A 15496-nucleotide genomic window follows, 5' to 3' on the forward strand; every position below is an offset into this window, starting at 1 on the left:
CACTACCCTTCCTCACCGCTTCGCGGACACCTGACGATTCCACGCGGACGTGATCTCCGCGCGGCGCGCGTTGATCATGCTCCAGTCGAACAGCTTCAGATCGTCGACCGACCCGTTCGCGCCCCACGGCAGCTTGCGGGCCACATCGGGCGACACCTTCACACCGGCGACCGCCGGGCCGAGGTACAGCTTGCTAGCCAGACACGACGCAGCTTCGGGCGTCAGCGCCGTGTTAATGAACTTCTCGGCAGCGGCCTTGTTGCGCGCGCCCTTCACGAGATGCAGACGGGCATCGGTCGCCCACACGCCCTCTTTGGGGACCACGAAGGCAATCGGCACGCCCTTGTCGATCAGGTCCCATGCGCCAACGTTGAAGTGCGCGCCGATGATCGCCTCGCCGCTCTGGAACGCATTGGTGGCGGCGCCCGAGCTATCGTAGAAAAGCGAGGCGTCGAGCGAGGCGAGCTTGCTGTAGACCGGGCCGAGGTTCGACGGATCGACGCCCAGCACGTGCGCCAGAAAGATCACGAACGGCACGCCTGCCGAGTTCGACGGCGACGGCACGGTGACCGCGCCCGCGTACTCGGGCTTCCAGAGGTCCTTCCAGCTCGTCGGCGGGGTCTTCACCGATTTGGTGTTGTACGTCAGGCCGAGCGAGTAGTAGCCGGAGCTCACCGCATACGTCGTGTTGCCGTTGCGATAGACACCCTTGCTGCTGACGTTCTTCAGATTGGGAATGGCTGCGGCGTCGAGGTTATCGACGACACCGGCACCGAAGGCCAGCTCACTGATGCCGCCGTCGAGCCATGCGACGTCGATGGTCGGTGAATTCTTTTGCTGTTGCAGCTTGGCGAGCGTTGTGGTGGACGTGCCGATCTCGGGCGTGACGGCAATGCCGGTGGCCTTGGTGAACGGCTCGGCAACGCAAGATTTGAAGGCGTCTCCCCAGTTACCTCCGTACATGGCGACGGTAATGCGCGATGAATCACGCGAGTCACGCGAGCCCTGTGCGTACGCCCCGAAGGAAACCAAAGACGCGGTCGTCGCGATTGCCGTAGCAGCCAAGGCAATAGCGGACTTCCGTAAGGTGTTGCGGTTGCAGAATTTCATGTCGTCCCTCGAGGAAGGTGTGGCCAGTCATTCCAACGCTTGCAAGCATTACGTCCATCTCGTGAATTCAGTGCTGAGCGCTGAATCACTGTGATGCATGGTAGCGAGCAAGGGTTGTCGCCAACTTGCAAGCGTCGGTCAAAAACTTGTATAAACGCGACATCCGAAACGCTATCAATACGGCAAAAACGCCCGACAGGAGACCGCGAAAAAAAATGAAGTCTGCGACGCGTGCCCCGAACTGGCTGGTGCCCGATGTCTCGCCGCGTGGCGATGATGTCGGCGGTGCCGTGGATGCTGCGCACGTGGCCACCCCACCGTGTACGGAAGCCAAGCTGTCGATTGGGCTCGTTCTGCTCCACCAGTTCACGCTGGCCGCATTCGCGGGGCTCATCGACGTGCTGCGTCTGGCGGCCGATCACGGCGGGCGCAGCCGTCAGATCGACGTGCACTGGCGTGTGATGAGCATGGACGGGCTGCCGCGTCAGTCGAGCGCGGGCGTCGCGATCAACGTCGAAAGCGCGTTGCCGGACGATCCGTCGTGCTTTGATTACATCGCCATGTGCGGCGGCAACGACTACCCGAATACCTACTTGCCGCCGCCATTGCGCGACTGGTTGCAGCGGGCGAGCGCGCAGCACGTGCGCATGCTCGGCATCTGCACGGGAACGTTCACGCTGGCGCAAGCGGGGTTGGTCGGCTCACGCACGGTGTGCGTGCACTGGAATGTGCTGGACGCGTTTCGCACGCGCTTCGGACAGACGAAGGCCGTCGTCGATCATCTGTTTGTCGACGAGGGCGACCTGATTACGTGCGCCGGCTCGACGGCCGCCATCGATCTGGGGCTGTATCTCGTGGCCCGCCATTGCGGTCAGGCCAAGGCGCAACAGGTCGTGCGCCACATGATGCTGCAAGGCATCCGGCCGGCGAAGCTGCCGCAGGCGCACTTCTACGCCGACCTCTCGCATATTGCCGATGTCCGGGTGCGACAGGCGGCGCATTTCATCGAGCAACGCATCGATAACCCGCCGACGCTCGACGCCATCGCCCGCTATGTGAACGTGGGACGGCGACAGCTGGAGCGGGCGTTTCATGAGGCGCTCGGCGTCTCGCCCATGTCGTTCCTTCGCAGCATGCGGCTCGACTACGGGCGATGGCAGTTGCGCCACGACACCCGCAGCATCACCGACATCGCACTGGAATGCGGTTTCTCCGACGGCGCGCACTTCTCGCGCGACTTTCGGGCGCGATACGGCGTATCGCCGCGTGAATTTCGTCAGCACGACACTACGGCGGAAAGCCAAACATAGGGCTGAAACGACAATGCCCCACGGCGGATATTCCGCACGTGGGGCATTGTGGTTGGCCGCGCCTATGCACGGCCTGAACAAAACTCTCTTACGCGTTACGCAGCGCCGGACGCGAGCCCTTGCCGAGCAGCACGTTGGCGACCACCGCAACGACGATGTTCACCACCAGCGCAATGATCCCGGTGTAGAGCGAGTACTTGTCGGCACCCAGCGTGAAGGTGTGCACCGGCTTGATCCCGTCTGCGAACGCGAGCCAACTGCCGCACACGATGCCGAAGGCCCATCCGCAAAGCAACGCGCGTGCGCCGAACCAGCCCACGAACAGACCGAACACCAGCGCCGGGAACGTCTGCAAGATCCAGACGCCGCCCAGCAATTGCAGGTCGAGCGCGAACTGCGTCGGCAGGAACAGGATGAACACCAGCGCACCCAGCTTCACGACCAGCGACACGATCTTGGCGACCTTCGCCTCCCCTTCATTCGTGATGTTCGGGTTGACGTAAGGCTTCCAGAAATTGCGCGTGAAGAGGTTGGAGGCACCGATGGACATCACGGCAGCCGGCACCAAGGCACCGATGGCAATCGCGGCGAACGCGAAGCCCGCGAACCAGCTCGGGAACAGGCCGTTGAACAACGCCGGTACGACGTCGTTGTTGGTCTGCACCTTCACCCCGGCGGCGTAAGCCATGAAGCCGAGCAACGCGATCAGGCCAAGCAGCACGGTGTAGGCCGGCAGGAACACGGCGTTCTTGCGAATCGTGTTCGCGTCCTTGGCGGCGAAAATGCCCGTCAGCGTGTGCGGATACATGAATGCCGCCATCGCCGAGCCGAGCGCCAGTGTGGCGAACGGCAGGAACTGCGCCGGTTTGAGCGTCAGACCGGTAGCCCCGCCCTTCTTGGCAAACACATCGCGCGCCGTATCGAACACCACACCGTAGCCGCCCAGCTTGGCCGGTACGACCACCACGGCGACGAGGACGACGATGTAGATCATCAGGTCCTTGACGAACGCGATGAGCGCCGGTGCCCGCAGACCCGCCGAGTAGGTGTACAGCGCCAGAATGACGAACGCGGCCAGCAGCGGCAGCTCGCCCGTCAGCCCCAGCGCCTTGATCACGACTTCCATACCGATCAGTTGCAGGGCGATGTACGGCATCGTCGCCACCACCCCCGTGATCGCAATGGCAAGTTCCAGCGGACGCGACTGATAGCGGCCGTAGACAACATCTGCCGCCGTCACGTGGCCCGCCTTGTGCGCGGCGTGCCACAGCTTCGGCATGATCAGGAAGACGATCGGGTAGACGAGAATCGTATAGGGCAACGCGAAGAACCCGTAAGCGCCGACGGCGTAGACCAGTGCCGGAACAGCGATCACGGTATAGGCGGTGTAGAAATCGCCGCCTACGAGGAACCACGTGATCCACGCGCCGAAATTACGCCCGCCCAGACCCCATTCGTCCAGATGCGCGCCCTTGTTCGACGGGCCCGCCATCCAGCGCGACGCCCAGAAACCCATGATGGTCACGAGGGCAAAGAAAAACACGAAGACCGCTAGCGCGGTCCAATTGATACCGGCGCTCATTTACTCTTCCCCTTTCTTCAGACCATCGCGAAATACGATCCAGATCAGCAGCGATGTCACCGGCACCCAAGCAAACTGGTACCAGTAGAAGAACGGAAATCCCCACAGCGACGGCAGCTCACTGTTGTAGAACGGCACCCACAACAAACCGATAAACGGCAGCAATAGCAATAACCGCATTTCAGCAAGTCTCCTCTTGTTTTAATTCGGCTCAAGCGCATATCAACTACGCGTAAATACACTCTAGCCGAACGATGTAGGATTTGCTGAACACCCCCGAAAGCCCACCAGCAGCGGGTTTCGGGGATTTGAAGCGATGTTGTGCGTGTTAAAACTGAATACCGAATTTCAATCGTTTTACTTTGGTTTTATTCATCGAAATCGGCATCGGTGTTATTTCACCGACTTCAGTCGTTGCTTTTCGTCTGGTAATAGCCTTGTGCCAGCGCGACCCAATAGCGAACGCCATCGTCAATGATGTCGTCGTTGAAATCGTAGGCTGGATGATGCAGACCGACGCCGGTCTCGCCGCGCGGTGCGTTGCCGATGAGCACGTACGCCCCCGGCTTGGCTTCCAGCATAAAACCGAAATCCTCCGACGTCATGTTAGGCGGCACATCCGCGTGAGTCGCCGTATCGCCGAACGTCTCGCGAATCACCTGCTCGCACAACGCCGTCTCGGGCTTCGTGTTCACCGTTGCCGGGTAGTACTGGAAGAACTCGGTCTCGATCGACGCGCCGTAGGCCGCCGCCAGACCGTCCCCGATACGGCGGATGTCGTCTTGCAACTGGTTGAGCACGGCCGACGACAGCGTCCGGATCGTGCCGCGCAACTCCGCCGTGTCGGGAATCACGTTGTCGGTGTCGCCCGCGTGCATCATGCACACCGAGACGACGGCAGGGGCGACCGGGTCCTTGTGACGGGCCGTGAGCGTCTGGCACTGAAGCACCATCGAGCAGGCCAGCGGGATCGGATCGAGTCCGAGATGTGGCTGCGCAGCGTGTGCGCCCTTGCCGCGAATGGTGATCCGAAAGCGCACGCCCGCGGCCATGATCGGGCCCGTGCGCAGGCCGAACTCGCCCGCCGGGAGCGTCGGCCAGTTATGCATGCCGAAAACGGCCTGCGTCGGAAAGCGCGCGAACAGGCCGTCGTCGATCATCTTCTTCGCCCCCGCGCCGCCCTCCTCTCCCGGCTGGAAGACGAAGTGCACCGAGCCCGGCAATTGCGGCAGCTCGCGCAGTACCCGGGCTGCACCGAGCAGCATCGTGGTGTGGCCGTCGTGTCCGCAGGCGTGCATCACGCCGTGATGGCACGACGCGTGGGCGAACGTGTTGGCTTCCTGAATCGGCAGCGCGTCCATGTCGGCGCGCAACACGATGCCGCGCGTGAGGTCTTTGCCCGGCAGACTGGCGACGACACCCGTGCCTGCCATCCCCCGGTCCACCGTGTAGCCGAGCGACGTCAGGTAGTCGGCAACGACATCGGCCGTTCGACGTTCTTCAAAGCGCAGTTCAGGATGCGCGTGCAAGTCACGGCGCAAGGTGCGCAACGCGTCGCCGCTTTGGGCGAGCAAGGCGTCCAGATCGCTTGAGGGCGTCATGTCTGAGATTCCTTCTGAGTGAGCTCGGGAGCGATGTTGGCGAGGGCGCGCAGCATGCCGACGCAGGCGTCGGCGACCTCACGCCCCTTGTGACGAAGGTGCTCGTCGAAGAAGCCGTAGTGCTCGTCGTGCGAGTGAAAGTGATGCGGCGTGAGCGACATTGAGAACACCGGCACATCGGTGTCGAGTTGCACACGCATCAGGCCATCGACGACCGCCTGCGCCACGAACTCGTGACGGTAGATGCCGCCGTTGACGACCAGTGCCGCGCCGACGATGGCGTCGTATTGCCCGCTTTGCGCGAGCCGCCTCGCGAACAAGGGGATTTCGAAAGCGCCCGGCACATCGAAGTGGCGGATGCCGTCGGCAGGTACACCCAGCTCTGCCATGCGCGTCTGAAACGCTTCGCGCGCGCCGTCGAGCAGATCGGCGTGCCAGCCCGCCTGCACGAAGGCGATGCGGGGAATATCTAAAGAATTCGTCATAGCTTGTCTGTCACGCAAGACGCCCGTACCCGGTATGACCCGATGGCACAGGCGTCTCGCTCACTTCATTAATGCGTCGTCATTGCATGTCAGGACGCATCGGCCGACAGCCGCGCAGCGCCTGCCGTGCGGCGCGTGAGCAACGTCACGACCACCAGCGTGATCACGTTGAACACCAGCGCGACGATGCCGACGTTGAGGTCTTTGAGCGCGTCCGGGAAGAACGGGAACAGCGCAGCCACCGACTTCTTGGTGATCGACACCCAAGCTACCGTCGCGACACCGACGATGATGCTGGCGAACGCCGCCGGACGCGTCACGAGATGCTTGCCGATCAAGCTCGCCAGCAGCACCGGGAACAACTGCGTCACCAACGCATAGGCCATCAGCAGCAACGCCACGATGGTCTGCCCGCCGTTCAGCGTGAACAGCACCGCCAGCGCCATCACGACCGGTGCGAGCCACTTCGCCAAACGAGCCACATCCGCATCGGTAGCTTTCGGACGCAGCGGGCGATACACGTTGTTCGCGAGCAGCGTCGCGGAAGTCATCAGGATCATCGACCCCGGCACGAGTGCCGTCAGAATCCCGGCCGCACCGATCACGCCGACGAACCACGGATCGAACGTCTTGAGCGACACCTTGAACAGCGCCAGATCGATATCGCCGCCCGTCAAGCCCGGCACGGCAAGCACCGCCGAGAAGCCCACGAACAGGATGAACAGCAGCATCAACTGGTAGATCGGCAGCACAAAGGCGTTACGGCGCAGCACTTCCTCGCGCTTGGCCGTGTACGTCGCCATGAACATGTGCGGCCACATGTAGAAGCCCAGCGTCGACAGAATCACCGTCGAGACCATCCACACAGGGCTCTCGCCCACATCGCGCAGTGCCAGGAAGCCGGGTTTCGCCTTTTCGATGGCCGCGAACATGTCGCCCACCCCACCGTAGTAGTGGTACGGCAGATAGAGGCCGAGGAACACGGCGACGAACATGACGAGTGCGTCCTTGACGACGGACGTCCACGCCGAGCCGTGCACGCCGGACAGTGCGACATACACCGCCACCACGACGGCGCCGATCAGCACGCCCTGATTCGAGGAAATGGCCGAGTACGACGACACGCTGACGATGATGCCCAGCCCCTTGAGTTGCAGCACGAGGTACGGCACGAGCGCCGCGAAGCCGACGATGGCGACCAGCACGCCCAGCACCGGGCTGTCATACTTCGACGCGAAGAAGTCCGGCTGCGAAATCAGCCGGCGCTCTTTGGCATAGCGCCAGATCGGCGGCAGCAGGAAGTACGACAGGATGAACGGCAGGCTGCCGTAGCCCAGCAGGTAGTACGCGCCTGCGCCGTGCCCGTAGGCATAGCCGCTGCCGCCGAGGAAGACGAACGTCGTATAGATTTCGCCCGCCATCAGCAGGAACACGATGGCTGCGCCGAAGCCGCGTCCGCCGACGGTCCACTGCTCCAGACTCATGTCCTTGCCGCGACGCGCCCGGATGCCGAGGAACAGCGCCAGCGCGACCGCCAGAAAAATAAAGATCAATGCGCTATTCATGCTCAGGCTCCTTCGCCACCGTGATCAGACGACGCGAGTCGCGCCTGATCGGCATAGAAAATGATGGCCATCACAATCGACGTGAGCACGAGCGCCCCTGCCAGCCATGCCAGCAGAAACGGCATGCCGAGTACGTACGGTGTGACGCGATTGACGAAAAACGGACCTACCAGAACCGCCAATACAGGTAGGAGTGCTAATAGATATATGGACCGCATGCACATCTCCAGGTTGTTCCCGTTTGCTTGTCGTGCCGAACGGCGGATCACAAAAGTGACCGTCGCCGTGCGGCGCTTCACGAATGCGGCGAAGCGTGTCCCGTACGATTCCCCGCGTCGGAGCCGTCGTCGGGTTACGCCGGTTCCATCAGGTGAGAGATGCTCTTGACGTGCGTGTAGCACTCAAGCCCCTCGGTGCCGCCTTCTCTGCCGTAGCCGCTGTCTTTCACGCCGCCGAACGGGGTTTCGGAGACGGCCGACACCAGATGATTGATCGCGAGGTTGCCGACTTCGAGTTCGTCGCCCAACCGGTAAGCATTGGCCGCCGAGCGCGTGAAGGCGTAACCCGCGAGGCCGTACGGCACTTCGTTAGCGCGTGCGATGGCGTCGTCCAGACTGTCGACCGGCACGATGAGCGAGAGCGGACCGAACGGCTCTTCGAGCATGGCGCGCGCATCGGCCGGCACATCTGCGAGTGCGGTGAACGGGAAAACGTAGCCCGGGCCGTCGTTGCGCTCGCCGCCGCAGACCACGCGAGCACCGCGCGCGACGGCGTCGTCGACCAGCGAGTGAAGTGCGTCCAGACGACGTTGATTCACCACCGGACCAATATCGTTCGACGACTCCAGCGCGTGGCCCGCACGAATGGCGCCGCCGTGACGCGCGAAGGCGTTCACGAAGGCGTCGTAGACGTTGCGATGCACGAAGAAGCGTGTGGGGGCCACGCAGACCTGCCCCGCGTTGTTGAGCTTGCCTTTGACACAGGCGAGCGCGGCCGCTTCGGGATCAGCGTCGTCGCACACGATGACCGGCGCATGGCCGCCCAATTCCAGAATGGCCGGCTTCATGGCCTTGGCCGCGAGACCTGCGAGATGCTTGCCGACCGGCGTCGAGCCGGTGAACGTGATGCCGCGCACGACCGGGCTGGCGATCAGGTGCGACGAGATCATGGCCGGATCACCGAAAACAAGGTTGAACACACCATCCGGCAAGCCTGCGTCCTGAAACGCCTGCGCCATCAGCACGGCACCGGCCGGGGTTTCCTCTGCCGCCTTGAGAATGATCGAACAACCGGCGGCGAGCGCACCACCGACCTTGCGGGCGGGCGAGCTCATCGGGAAGTTCCACGGGGTGAACGCCGCGATCACGCCGACAGGCTCACGCACCACCGTGTGACGCATGCCCGGCTCGGCGGGAATCACGCGGCCGTAGAGGCGCTTGCCTTCATTGGCATCCCACGTCATCAGGTCGCAGCCGCGCAGCACTTCGGCCCGTGCCTGCGCCAGCGTCTTGCCCTGCTCCAGCGAGATCGCGAAGGCAATGCTTTCGACGCGCTCCTTGAGCAACGCGATGGCGCGCAACATGACCTCGGTGCGCTGCGCGGGCGACGTACGCCGCCAGACGCGGAACCCCTTGTCGGCAGCCGACAGCGCGGCGTCGAGGTCGGCAAGCGTCGCCGTCGGCACCATGCCGATGGTCGTGCTCTCCGATGGGTTCGTCACGGGCTGGCCGGGCGCGCTGCGCCACTGACCGCCGATCAGCATCTTGATGTCAGGGTAGGAATACATTTCAACGTCTCGAAAACAGGAAGGAGAGAACGAAAGAAGACGAATGCGCTATCGCTTGCCGCCGGCCATCCGGCGCGATGCCGGGTGCTGACGCAACCGCCACATCGCGAGGCAACCGAGTACAGGACCGATCGCCAGCATGCCCATGCCACCGGCCCAGCCGAGATGGGCCACGACGACGGGAACCAGCCGGATGCTGGCGAGCGTGAGCAGGAACCCGGCGCACGTCTGTGCGGTGAGCAACGTGCCGACCGACGTCGGGTCTGCCAGCTCGGCCACGGCCGCCGAGAACTGCGCCGAATCCGCGATCACCGAGAAGCCCCACACGAACGCCACGCCCACGACGATCGCCAGCGGCGCGCCCGGCAGCCAGCCGATGACCGCTGCGCACGTCGCACTGACCGCCATCGCGCCAATCGTGACGAACGTTCGGCCGATGCGGTCGGCGAGCAGCCCCCCGGCCCACGCGCCAACCGCACCGAACGCAATCACCGCGAAGGTCAGCACTTCCGCCTTCTCGTGAAAATCGGCCACGCCATGCAAATGCAGTGTGTATTGCAGAAACAGCCCCAGCCACGCCCACATCGCGTACAGCTCCCACATGTGGCCGAGATACCCCAGATTCGCCAGCCGCACGGCCGGGTCGCGCCACGCTTGCGTCACCTTCGAGAAGTCGACGCGCGACGCCCGCTTGATGTTCGGACCGATGGTGGCGAAAACGATCGCCACGCCCGAGGTCACCGCCAGCATCGCCGCGACCAGATAGACCCAGCGCCAGTCGAGGTCCTGCCATCCGCCAATCAGATGCGGGCTCGCCGAGCCCAGCGTGAGCGCCGCCACCAGCAAACCGATCAACAGGCCGAGGTCGGCCTTCGCCCACGTGGCCACCAACCGGATGCCCACGGGGTACACGCCAGCCATACACATGCCGGTGAGCAGGCGCAGTGTGATCACCAGCGGACCCGTCGGCGGCAGCACCGCCAGCGCACCGGTCGTGATCGCCGCCATCAGGGCCGACGCCGCGAAGATCTTGCGCAGGTCGTATCGATCAGGCAGCGCCAGCGTCGCCGACACGACAGTGCCGATGACAAAGCCAAGCTGCACAGCGCCCGTGAGCATCGCCTCGTCGCCCGACGCAATCGCCTGCGTTCGCTTGATGAGCGCGACGGCAGTCGTCGACGAAAACCAGACGCCCATCGCTGCCACCTGCGCCAGCAGCACGATCGCCAGCGACGCGAGTCTGCCGCGTGGTGCGCGGTGGTGGCGGGCAGTGCTCATTGATTCCATGACGCGTCCGCCCTCACGCGCTCGCCGACTGCGCGACCATGCCGACACGGTGGAAACCGCGTGCGAAATAGATCAGCCCGTCGAGCGCGCTGGTGGAACGCGCCGCTTTGACTTCGCAGAAGAAGACCGTATGCGTGCCGACTTCCGTCACCGATGCCACCTCGCAGTCGAGCACGCTGACGGCGCCGCGCAACGCGGGCGCGCCGGTCTCCATCGTGTCCCAGTCGCCGCTGGCAAAGCGGGTCTCGATGGAGAGGTCTTTGCTGGCGAACTGCATGGCGATATCGCGTTGATCGGCCGACAGCACGTTCACGCACAGGCGGGCGTTCTCGCGCATGACGGCGTTGTTGCGGCTCGCCCGGTTGATGCACACGAGCAGCGTGGGCGGATCGTCGGTGACAGCGCACACGGCCGACGCCGTGCAGCCGGCAAGACCGCCGGGGCCGTCGGTAGTGATGACGTTGACGGCAGCGCCCAGCCCCGCCATCGCTTCGCGGAAGATCGATTTATCCACCGTGCTCTTGTCCATGTCGTTTTCCTCGTTCAAAACGTGACGGTTGCGATTCACGGCGGGCTTACTTCGTGCCCGTGTTGTTGCCCGAGCGGTATTGCGCGGCGCTGTGCGATTGCGGCAGACGGTCATGGCCGAAGAGCTTCTTGCGATAGGTGCCTTCGCCGTACGAGGTCTTGTACGCGCCGCGCTCCTGCAACAGCGGCACGACGAGATCGATCACGTCTTCGAAGCATTCCGGCACGACGGTGCGCGACAGGTTGAAGCCGTCGATGCCGGTAGCTTCGCTCCACGACATCATCTGGTCGGCAATGCTCTGTGCGGAGCCGACCCACGGCGTCTGGCGGCTGCCCAGCACCATCTGTTCGAGCAGCTTGCGGCGCGTCCACTGCGGACCGGCCGCACGCGTCATCGCGGTCACGTTCGACACGATGGCCTGACTCTTGCCGGTGTCGATCGGCTCGTCGATGTCGTACTTGGCGAAGTCGATGCCGAGCGATGCTGCGGCGTGCGCGAGCGCACCTTCGGAGCTCACGTAACGACGATACTCTTCGAATTTCTCTTTTGCCTCGGCATCGGTACGGCCCACGATGGGCGTGGCACCCATGAAGACCTTGACGTCGCCGCCATTGCGGCCGTGCGCGACGGCTTGTGCGCGGATCGTGTCGACGATCTCTTTCACGCCGTCCATCTTCTGACCGTTCACGAAGACGCACTCGGCGTGCGTGGCAGCGAACTGGCAGCCGCGCGGGGACGAGCCGGCCTGATAGAGCACGGGCGTGCGTTGCGACGACGGTGCGCTCAGATGCATGGCGTCGACCTTGTATTGCTTGCCGTGGTGATGAATGACCCGCACTTTCGACGGATCGGCGTACACGCCACCCGCACGGTCGGCCACCACAGCGTCGTCGTCCCAGCTGCCTTCCCAAAGCTTGTAGACGAGCGACATGTATTCGTCGGCAAGGTCGTAGCGGTCGTCGTGCGCAATCTGGCCTTCGATGCCGATGGCGCGCGCGGCGCTGTCGAGATAGCCCGTGACGATGTTCCAGCCGATGCGCCCGCCCGTCAGGTGATCGAGCGTGGACATGCGGCGCGCGAACAGGAACGGCTGCTCATACGTGAGGTTGGCCGTGACGCCGAAACCGAGGTGTTGCGTGGCAGCGGCCATGGCCGGGATGAGCATCAGCGGGTCGTTGACCGGCACTTGCACGGCATTGCGCAGCGCGGCATCAGCGTTACCGCCATAGACGTCGTACACGCCGACCACATCCGCGAAGAACATGCCGTCGAACAGCCCCTTCTCCAGCTTCTTCGCGTAGTCGACCCAGTACTGAAGCTCGCCGTAGCGCGTGGATTGATCGCGGGGATGCGTCCAGAGACCTTGCTGAATATGACCCACGCAGTTCATCTCGAAAGCGTTCAGCCGAATTTCACGGGGCATGTTGACTCCTTGTCTGCAACAAATTTGAAAGCGGAATCGACGGCTGTCGAATCGTCGTTGCTGTTTACTATAGTAGACGTTTGACTACGATCAAAAATGTTTCAGATGGGGGTTAACACGGAGTACGGGCGGGAGACGTCGTCGTATTTCGGTGGGTCGGTGCGAGAGTCGACTTGTATAATTTCGCAACTCGACACCTTTGGAATCACAGCATGACGCCCCCGATGGCCGATCCGACGCCGGCGATTTCGCATCGCATCCGAATCGAACGCGAGTCTCGCGGCTGGTCGCTGGGCGACCTTGCCGAGCGCTCCGGCGTGTCGAAAGCGATGATCAGCAAGATCGAGCGGGGCGCCGCCTCGCCGACCGCCACGTTGCTGGGGCGCCTGTCAGGTGCGTTCGGCCTGCAACTGTCCATGCTGCTCTCGCTCGCAGAACAGTCGGGCGAGCGGTTGAGCCGCGCCGACGAGCAACTCGTGTGGCAAGACCCGGAGACGGGCTACCTGCGCCGCGCGGTGTCGCCGCGCAATGGCGGCATGCTGGAACTGCTGGAGGTCACGCTGCCGCCGGGTGTGAATGTGTCGTATCCGTCGTCGGCGTTCACGTTCCAGCATCAGCAGATCTGGGTGCAGCAAGGCACGTTGATGTTCGACGAGGGTGAGCTGACTTATGAACTGAAGGCGGGCGACTGCCTTCAGTTGGGACCGCCCGCACCTTGCACGTTCCGCAATCCGGGCAAGCAGCCCTGTGTCTATGTCGTGGCGTTGGTGCGGCGATAGATTGAGCGGCCCGCTGTTGTCGCCCATTGCAGAAGGAGTTTTCATGCGCACCATCGGCCTTATCGGCGGTATGAGCTGGCAGTCCAGCGCCGAGTACTACCGCATCATCAACGAAGCTGTGCAGACCCGGCTCGGGCCGTTGCGCTCGGCCGAGATGCTGATGTTCAGCGTCGATTTCGGTCCGATCGAGCGCGCCCAGCACGAGGGACGTTGGGACGATGCCGGGGTGTTGCTGCAACAAGCAGCGCAGCGCCTCGAAGCGGGCGGTGCCGAGTGTGTGGTGCTTTGCACGAACACGATGCACAAGCTTGCGGGCTTTATCGAGGATGCGGTTTCCATTCCTTTGCTGCACGTCGCCGATCCTGTCGGCGACGCTGCCAAAGCGCGCGGCATCACCTGCGTCGGGCTGCTGGGGACGGCATTCACGATGGAACAGGACTTCATCAAGTCGCGCCTGCGTGAGAAGTTCGGGCTCGACGTGCTCGTGCCCGATGCTGCGGATCGCGAAGTGGTCCATCGCGTGATCTACGACGAGCTCTGTGTCGGCATCGTCAAAGACACGTCGCGTGCCGCGTATCAGGAGGTCATGGCACGGCTCGCAGCGCGCGGTGCGCAAGCCATCGTCCTCGGCTGCACCGAAATCTCGCTGCTGGTGAGGCCCGAGGACAACGCATTGCTACTGCTCGACACGACCGCCTTGCACGCCATCGCTGCGGTGGAATTTGCGCTGGCAACGCGCTAACCCGGCAATTCCACACAAAGGCCGTTCACGCACGGCTGCGCTGCGCACGCAGCCACAGAAACTGCACGACGGCCCCGATCACGAAGACTCCCAGCCATGCCGTGAGCGCGCCACGCACCAGCGGCGACTGCGGACCGCTTGCGAGCGGATGACCGGCTGGCAGCCGCGTCAGCGTCTCGTTGATACCCGGCACCATCAGCAGGAAGAAGCTGAATGCGAAGGCGAATTGCGACAGGTAGTGCCGCGAGCGTCCCAGAAAATCGATGCGCGGGACGACCAGCCCGCCCAGTGTCGCGAGCAAGGCCAAGATGCCCAGCGCATGGCCCGCGTTGAAACCGCCCGTACTGGACAACCCGAACGACGTCAGCACCGAGATCAACATCCCGGCCAGATAAAGCTTGCCCGATCGGCTGGTGCTTTCGATCTGCCGATACCGGACGAAGCTGATCAGCCCCGCAGCAAAAGTCACGAGACTGACGGCGGTGTGAGCCGCGCCCAAAGTGGAAATGGGATGAGGCATGGCAATAGACTCCGTCTGAGAAATCATCATCGAACAATCAACCAACTAGTTGGTTGATATCAAGATCCAAAAATTGGGCGCCAAAGCGCCCTTCCTTCCGTATAAGCCCGAACGATGCTCAGTCCGTTGCGCGCAAGCGGTGGATCGCCGCCTGCGAAATGGCCTGAAACGAATCCGCACTGCCCAACGCGCGCGCGGTCAGCATGGCACCGTGCACCGTCGACATAAACGTTTGAGACTCCACGCGCGCGCTATCGCGCAACTTGAACTGCCCCTTCGCTACGCCAGCAGCAAGTACCGTCGCGATCCACGCGGCCAGATCGTCGAAGTAGCCGCGAACCTGGTCGGCAATCTCCTTGGGGATCATCGGCAGCTCGGCGGCGAGCATGGCGCAAATGCACACGGGCATCGAGCCGTCACGGATGCACTGCGCCCAATAGTCGGTGTAAGCACTCAGCCGTGCCGTCGGATCCGGCACATGCTGATCGAGCGCCGCCAACCCGGCTTCGGCTTGCTCCCGGTGACGCCTGACGACCGTCAGTACCAGTTCCGCCTTGCTCGGGAAATGGTGGTGGATGCTGGCCTTACCAATGTTCACGCGCTCGGACAGATCCGCATAACTGAACCCGTGATACCCCCCCGCCGCCAGCAATTGCTTGGTGTGATCGGCGATTTCAGTGGCGCGCGGTGACAGCTCTACAGTCATGGTCCTTGGCTCGATTGACGTCAACGGGGCTCGGCATGCGGCACCCGAACCCGCCATTGACGCGGGTGAAA

Annotated in this window: 16 protein-coding genes; 3 read left to right on the forward strand and 13 right to left on the reverse strand. The window is 63.3% G+C overall.

Translation table 11 applies throughout. The annotated features are described in order from the left end of the window. Positions 1 to 12 precede the first annotated feature (12 nt). Positions 13 to 1110, reverse strand: coding sequence for an ABC transporter substrate-binding protein (locus CDV46_RS19635; protein ID WP_087688569.1), 1098 nt, complete (start codon positions 1108 to 1110; stop codon positions 13 to 15). A 215-nt stretch (positions 1111 to 1325) separates the two neighbouring features. Here CDV46_RS19635 and CDV46_RS19640 point away from each other — a divergent pair, with 215 nt between their 5' ends. Then, positions 1326 to 2420: a GlxA family transcriptional regulator gene (locus tag CDV46_RS19640; protein WP_087724407.1), complete on the forward strand. Its 1095-nt coding sequence runs from the start codon at positions 1326 to 1328 to the stop codon at positions 2418 to 2420. A gap of 88 nt (positions 2421 to 2508) precedes the next feature. On the opposite strand, the gene mctP is transcribed toward CDV46_RS19640, so the two are convergent. From mctP to CDV46_RS19690, 10 genes are all read right to left on the reverse strand, one after another. Continuing rightward, positions 2509 to 4002, reverse strand: coding sequence for a monocarboxylate uptake permease MctP (gene mctP, locus CDV46_RS19645; RefSeq protein ID WP_087688571.1), 1494 nt, complete (start codon positions 4000 to 4002; stop codon positions 2509 to 2511). Then, a complete protein-coding gene (locus CDV46_RS19650) occupies positions 4003 to 4182 on the reverse strand; it encodes a DUF3311 domain-containing protein (protein ID WP_058375367.1) in 180 nt (59 codons plus the stop codon). Positions 4183 to 4409: 227 nt separating this feature from the next. Next, complete coding sequence (locus CDV46_RS19655; RefSeq protein WP_087724408.1) at positions 4410 to 5603, reverse strand: M20 aminoacylase family protein; 1194 nt, start codon at positions 5601 to 5603, stop codon at positions 4410 to 4412. Beyond that, positions 5600 to 6088 (reverse strand): 6,7-dimethyl-8-ribityllumazine synthase, encoded by a 489-nt coding sequence (locus CDV46_RS19660; protein ID WP_087724410.1) that lies wholly within the window; start codon positions 6086 to 6088, stop codon positions 5600 to 5602. The genes CDV46_RS19655 and CDV46_RS19660 overlap by 4 nt, the downstream gene beginning before the upstream one ends. Positions 6089 to 6177: 89 nt before the next feature. Beyond that, positions 6178 to 7653 (reverse strand): sodium:solute symporter family protein, encoded by a 1476-nt coding sequence (locus CDV46_RS19665; RefSeq protein ID WP_087724412.1) that lies wholly within the window; start codon positions 7651 to 7653, stop codon positions 6178 to 6180. Positions 7654 to 7655: 2 nt separating this feature from the next. Continuing rightward, on the reverse strand, positions 7656 to 7877 hold the full coding sequence (locus CDV46_RS19670) for a DUF3311 domain-containing protein (protein WP_212677117.1): 222 nt from the start codon (positions 7875 to 7877) through the stop codon (positions 7656 to 7658). A gap of 128 nt (positions 7878 to 8005) precedes the next feature. Further along, on the reverse strand, positions 8006 to 9439 hold the full coding sequence (locus CDV46_RS19675; RefSeq protein WP_087724414.1) for an NAD-dependent succinate-semialdehyde dehydrogenase: 1434 nt from the start codon (positions 9437 to 9439) through the stop codon (positions 8006 to 8008). Between the two features lie 48 nt (positions 9440 to 9487). After that, positions 9488 to 10717 carry an MFS transporter gene (locus CDV46_RS19680; RefSeq protein WP_176399126.1) on the reverse strand — a complete coding sequence of 410 codons (1230 nt, stop codon included), beginning with the start codon at positions 10715 to 10717 and terminating at the stop codon, positions 9488 to 9490. A 22-nt stretch (positions 10718 to 10739) separates the two neighbouring features. Beyond that, the gene (locus CDV46_RS19685; protein ID WP_058375374.1) at positions 10740 to 11255 is read right to left on the reverse strand and encodes a flavin reductase; all 516 of its coding nucleotides are present in this window, start codon (positions 11253 to 11255) and stop codon (positions 10740 to 10742) included. Positions 11256 to 11301: 46 nt separating this feature from the next. Continuing rightward, positions 11302 to 12678: an LLM class flavin-dependent oxidoreductase gene (locus CDV46_RS19690; RefSeq protein ID WP_087724419.1), complete on the reverse strand. Its 1377-nt coding sequence runs from the start codon at positions 12676 to 12678 to the stop codon at positions 11302 to 11304. 212 nt (positions 12679 to 12890) lie between these two features. On the opposite strand from CDV46_RS19690, the gene CDV46_RS19695 reads away from it, so the two are divergent. Beyond that, a complete protein-coding gene (locus CDV46_RS19695) occupies positions 12891 to 13457 on the forward strand; it encodes a helix-turn-helix domain-containing protein (RefSeq protein ID WP_058375376.1) in 567 nt (188 codons plus the stop codon). 43 nt (positions 13458 to 13500) lie between these two features. Then, the gene (locus CDV46_RS19700) at positions 13501 to 14199 is read left to right on the forward strand and encodes an aspartate/glutamate racemase family protein (protein WP_087724630.1); all 699 of its coding nucleotides are present in this window, start codon (positions 13501 to 13503) and stop codon (positions 14197 to 14199) included. Positions 14200 to 14224: 25 nt separating this feature from the next. Here the strand turns inward: CDV46_RS19700 and CDV46_RS19705 are convergent, their stop codons facing one another. Together CDV46_RS19705 and CDV46_RS19710 are read right to left on the reverse strand one after the other, a co-directional pair. After that, positions 14225 to 14719, reverse strand: a complete 495-nt coding sequence (locus tag CDV46_RS19705; RefSeq protein ID WP_087724421.1) for a hypothetical protein — start codon at positions 14717 to 14719, stop codon at positions 14225 to 14227. A 118-nt stretch (positions 14720 to 14837) separates the two neighbouring features. Then, positions 14838 to 15425: a TetR/AcrR family transcriptional regulator gene (locus tag CDV46_RS19710; RefSeq protein ID WP_087724423.1), complete on the reverse strand. Its 588-nt coding sequence runs from the start codon at positions 15423 to 15425 to the stop codon at positions 14838 to 14840. Between the last annotated feature and the right edge of the window lie 71 nt (positions 15426 to 15496).

The sequence above is a fragment of the Pandoraea sp. PE-S2T-3 genome, assembly GCF_002179965.1.
Classification (GTDB): Bacteria; Pseudomonadota; Gammaproteobacteria; order Burkholderiales; family Burkholderiaceae; genus Pandoraea.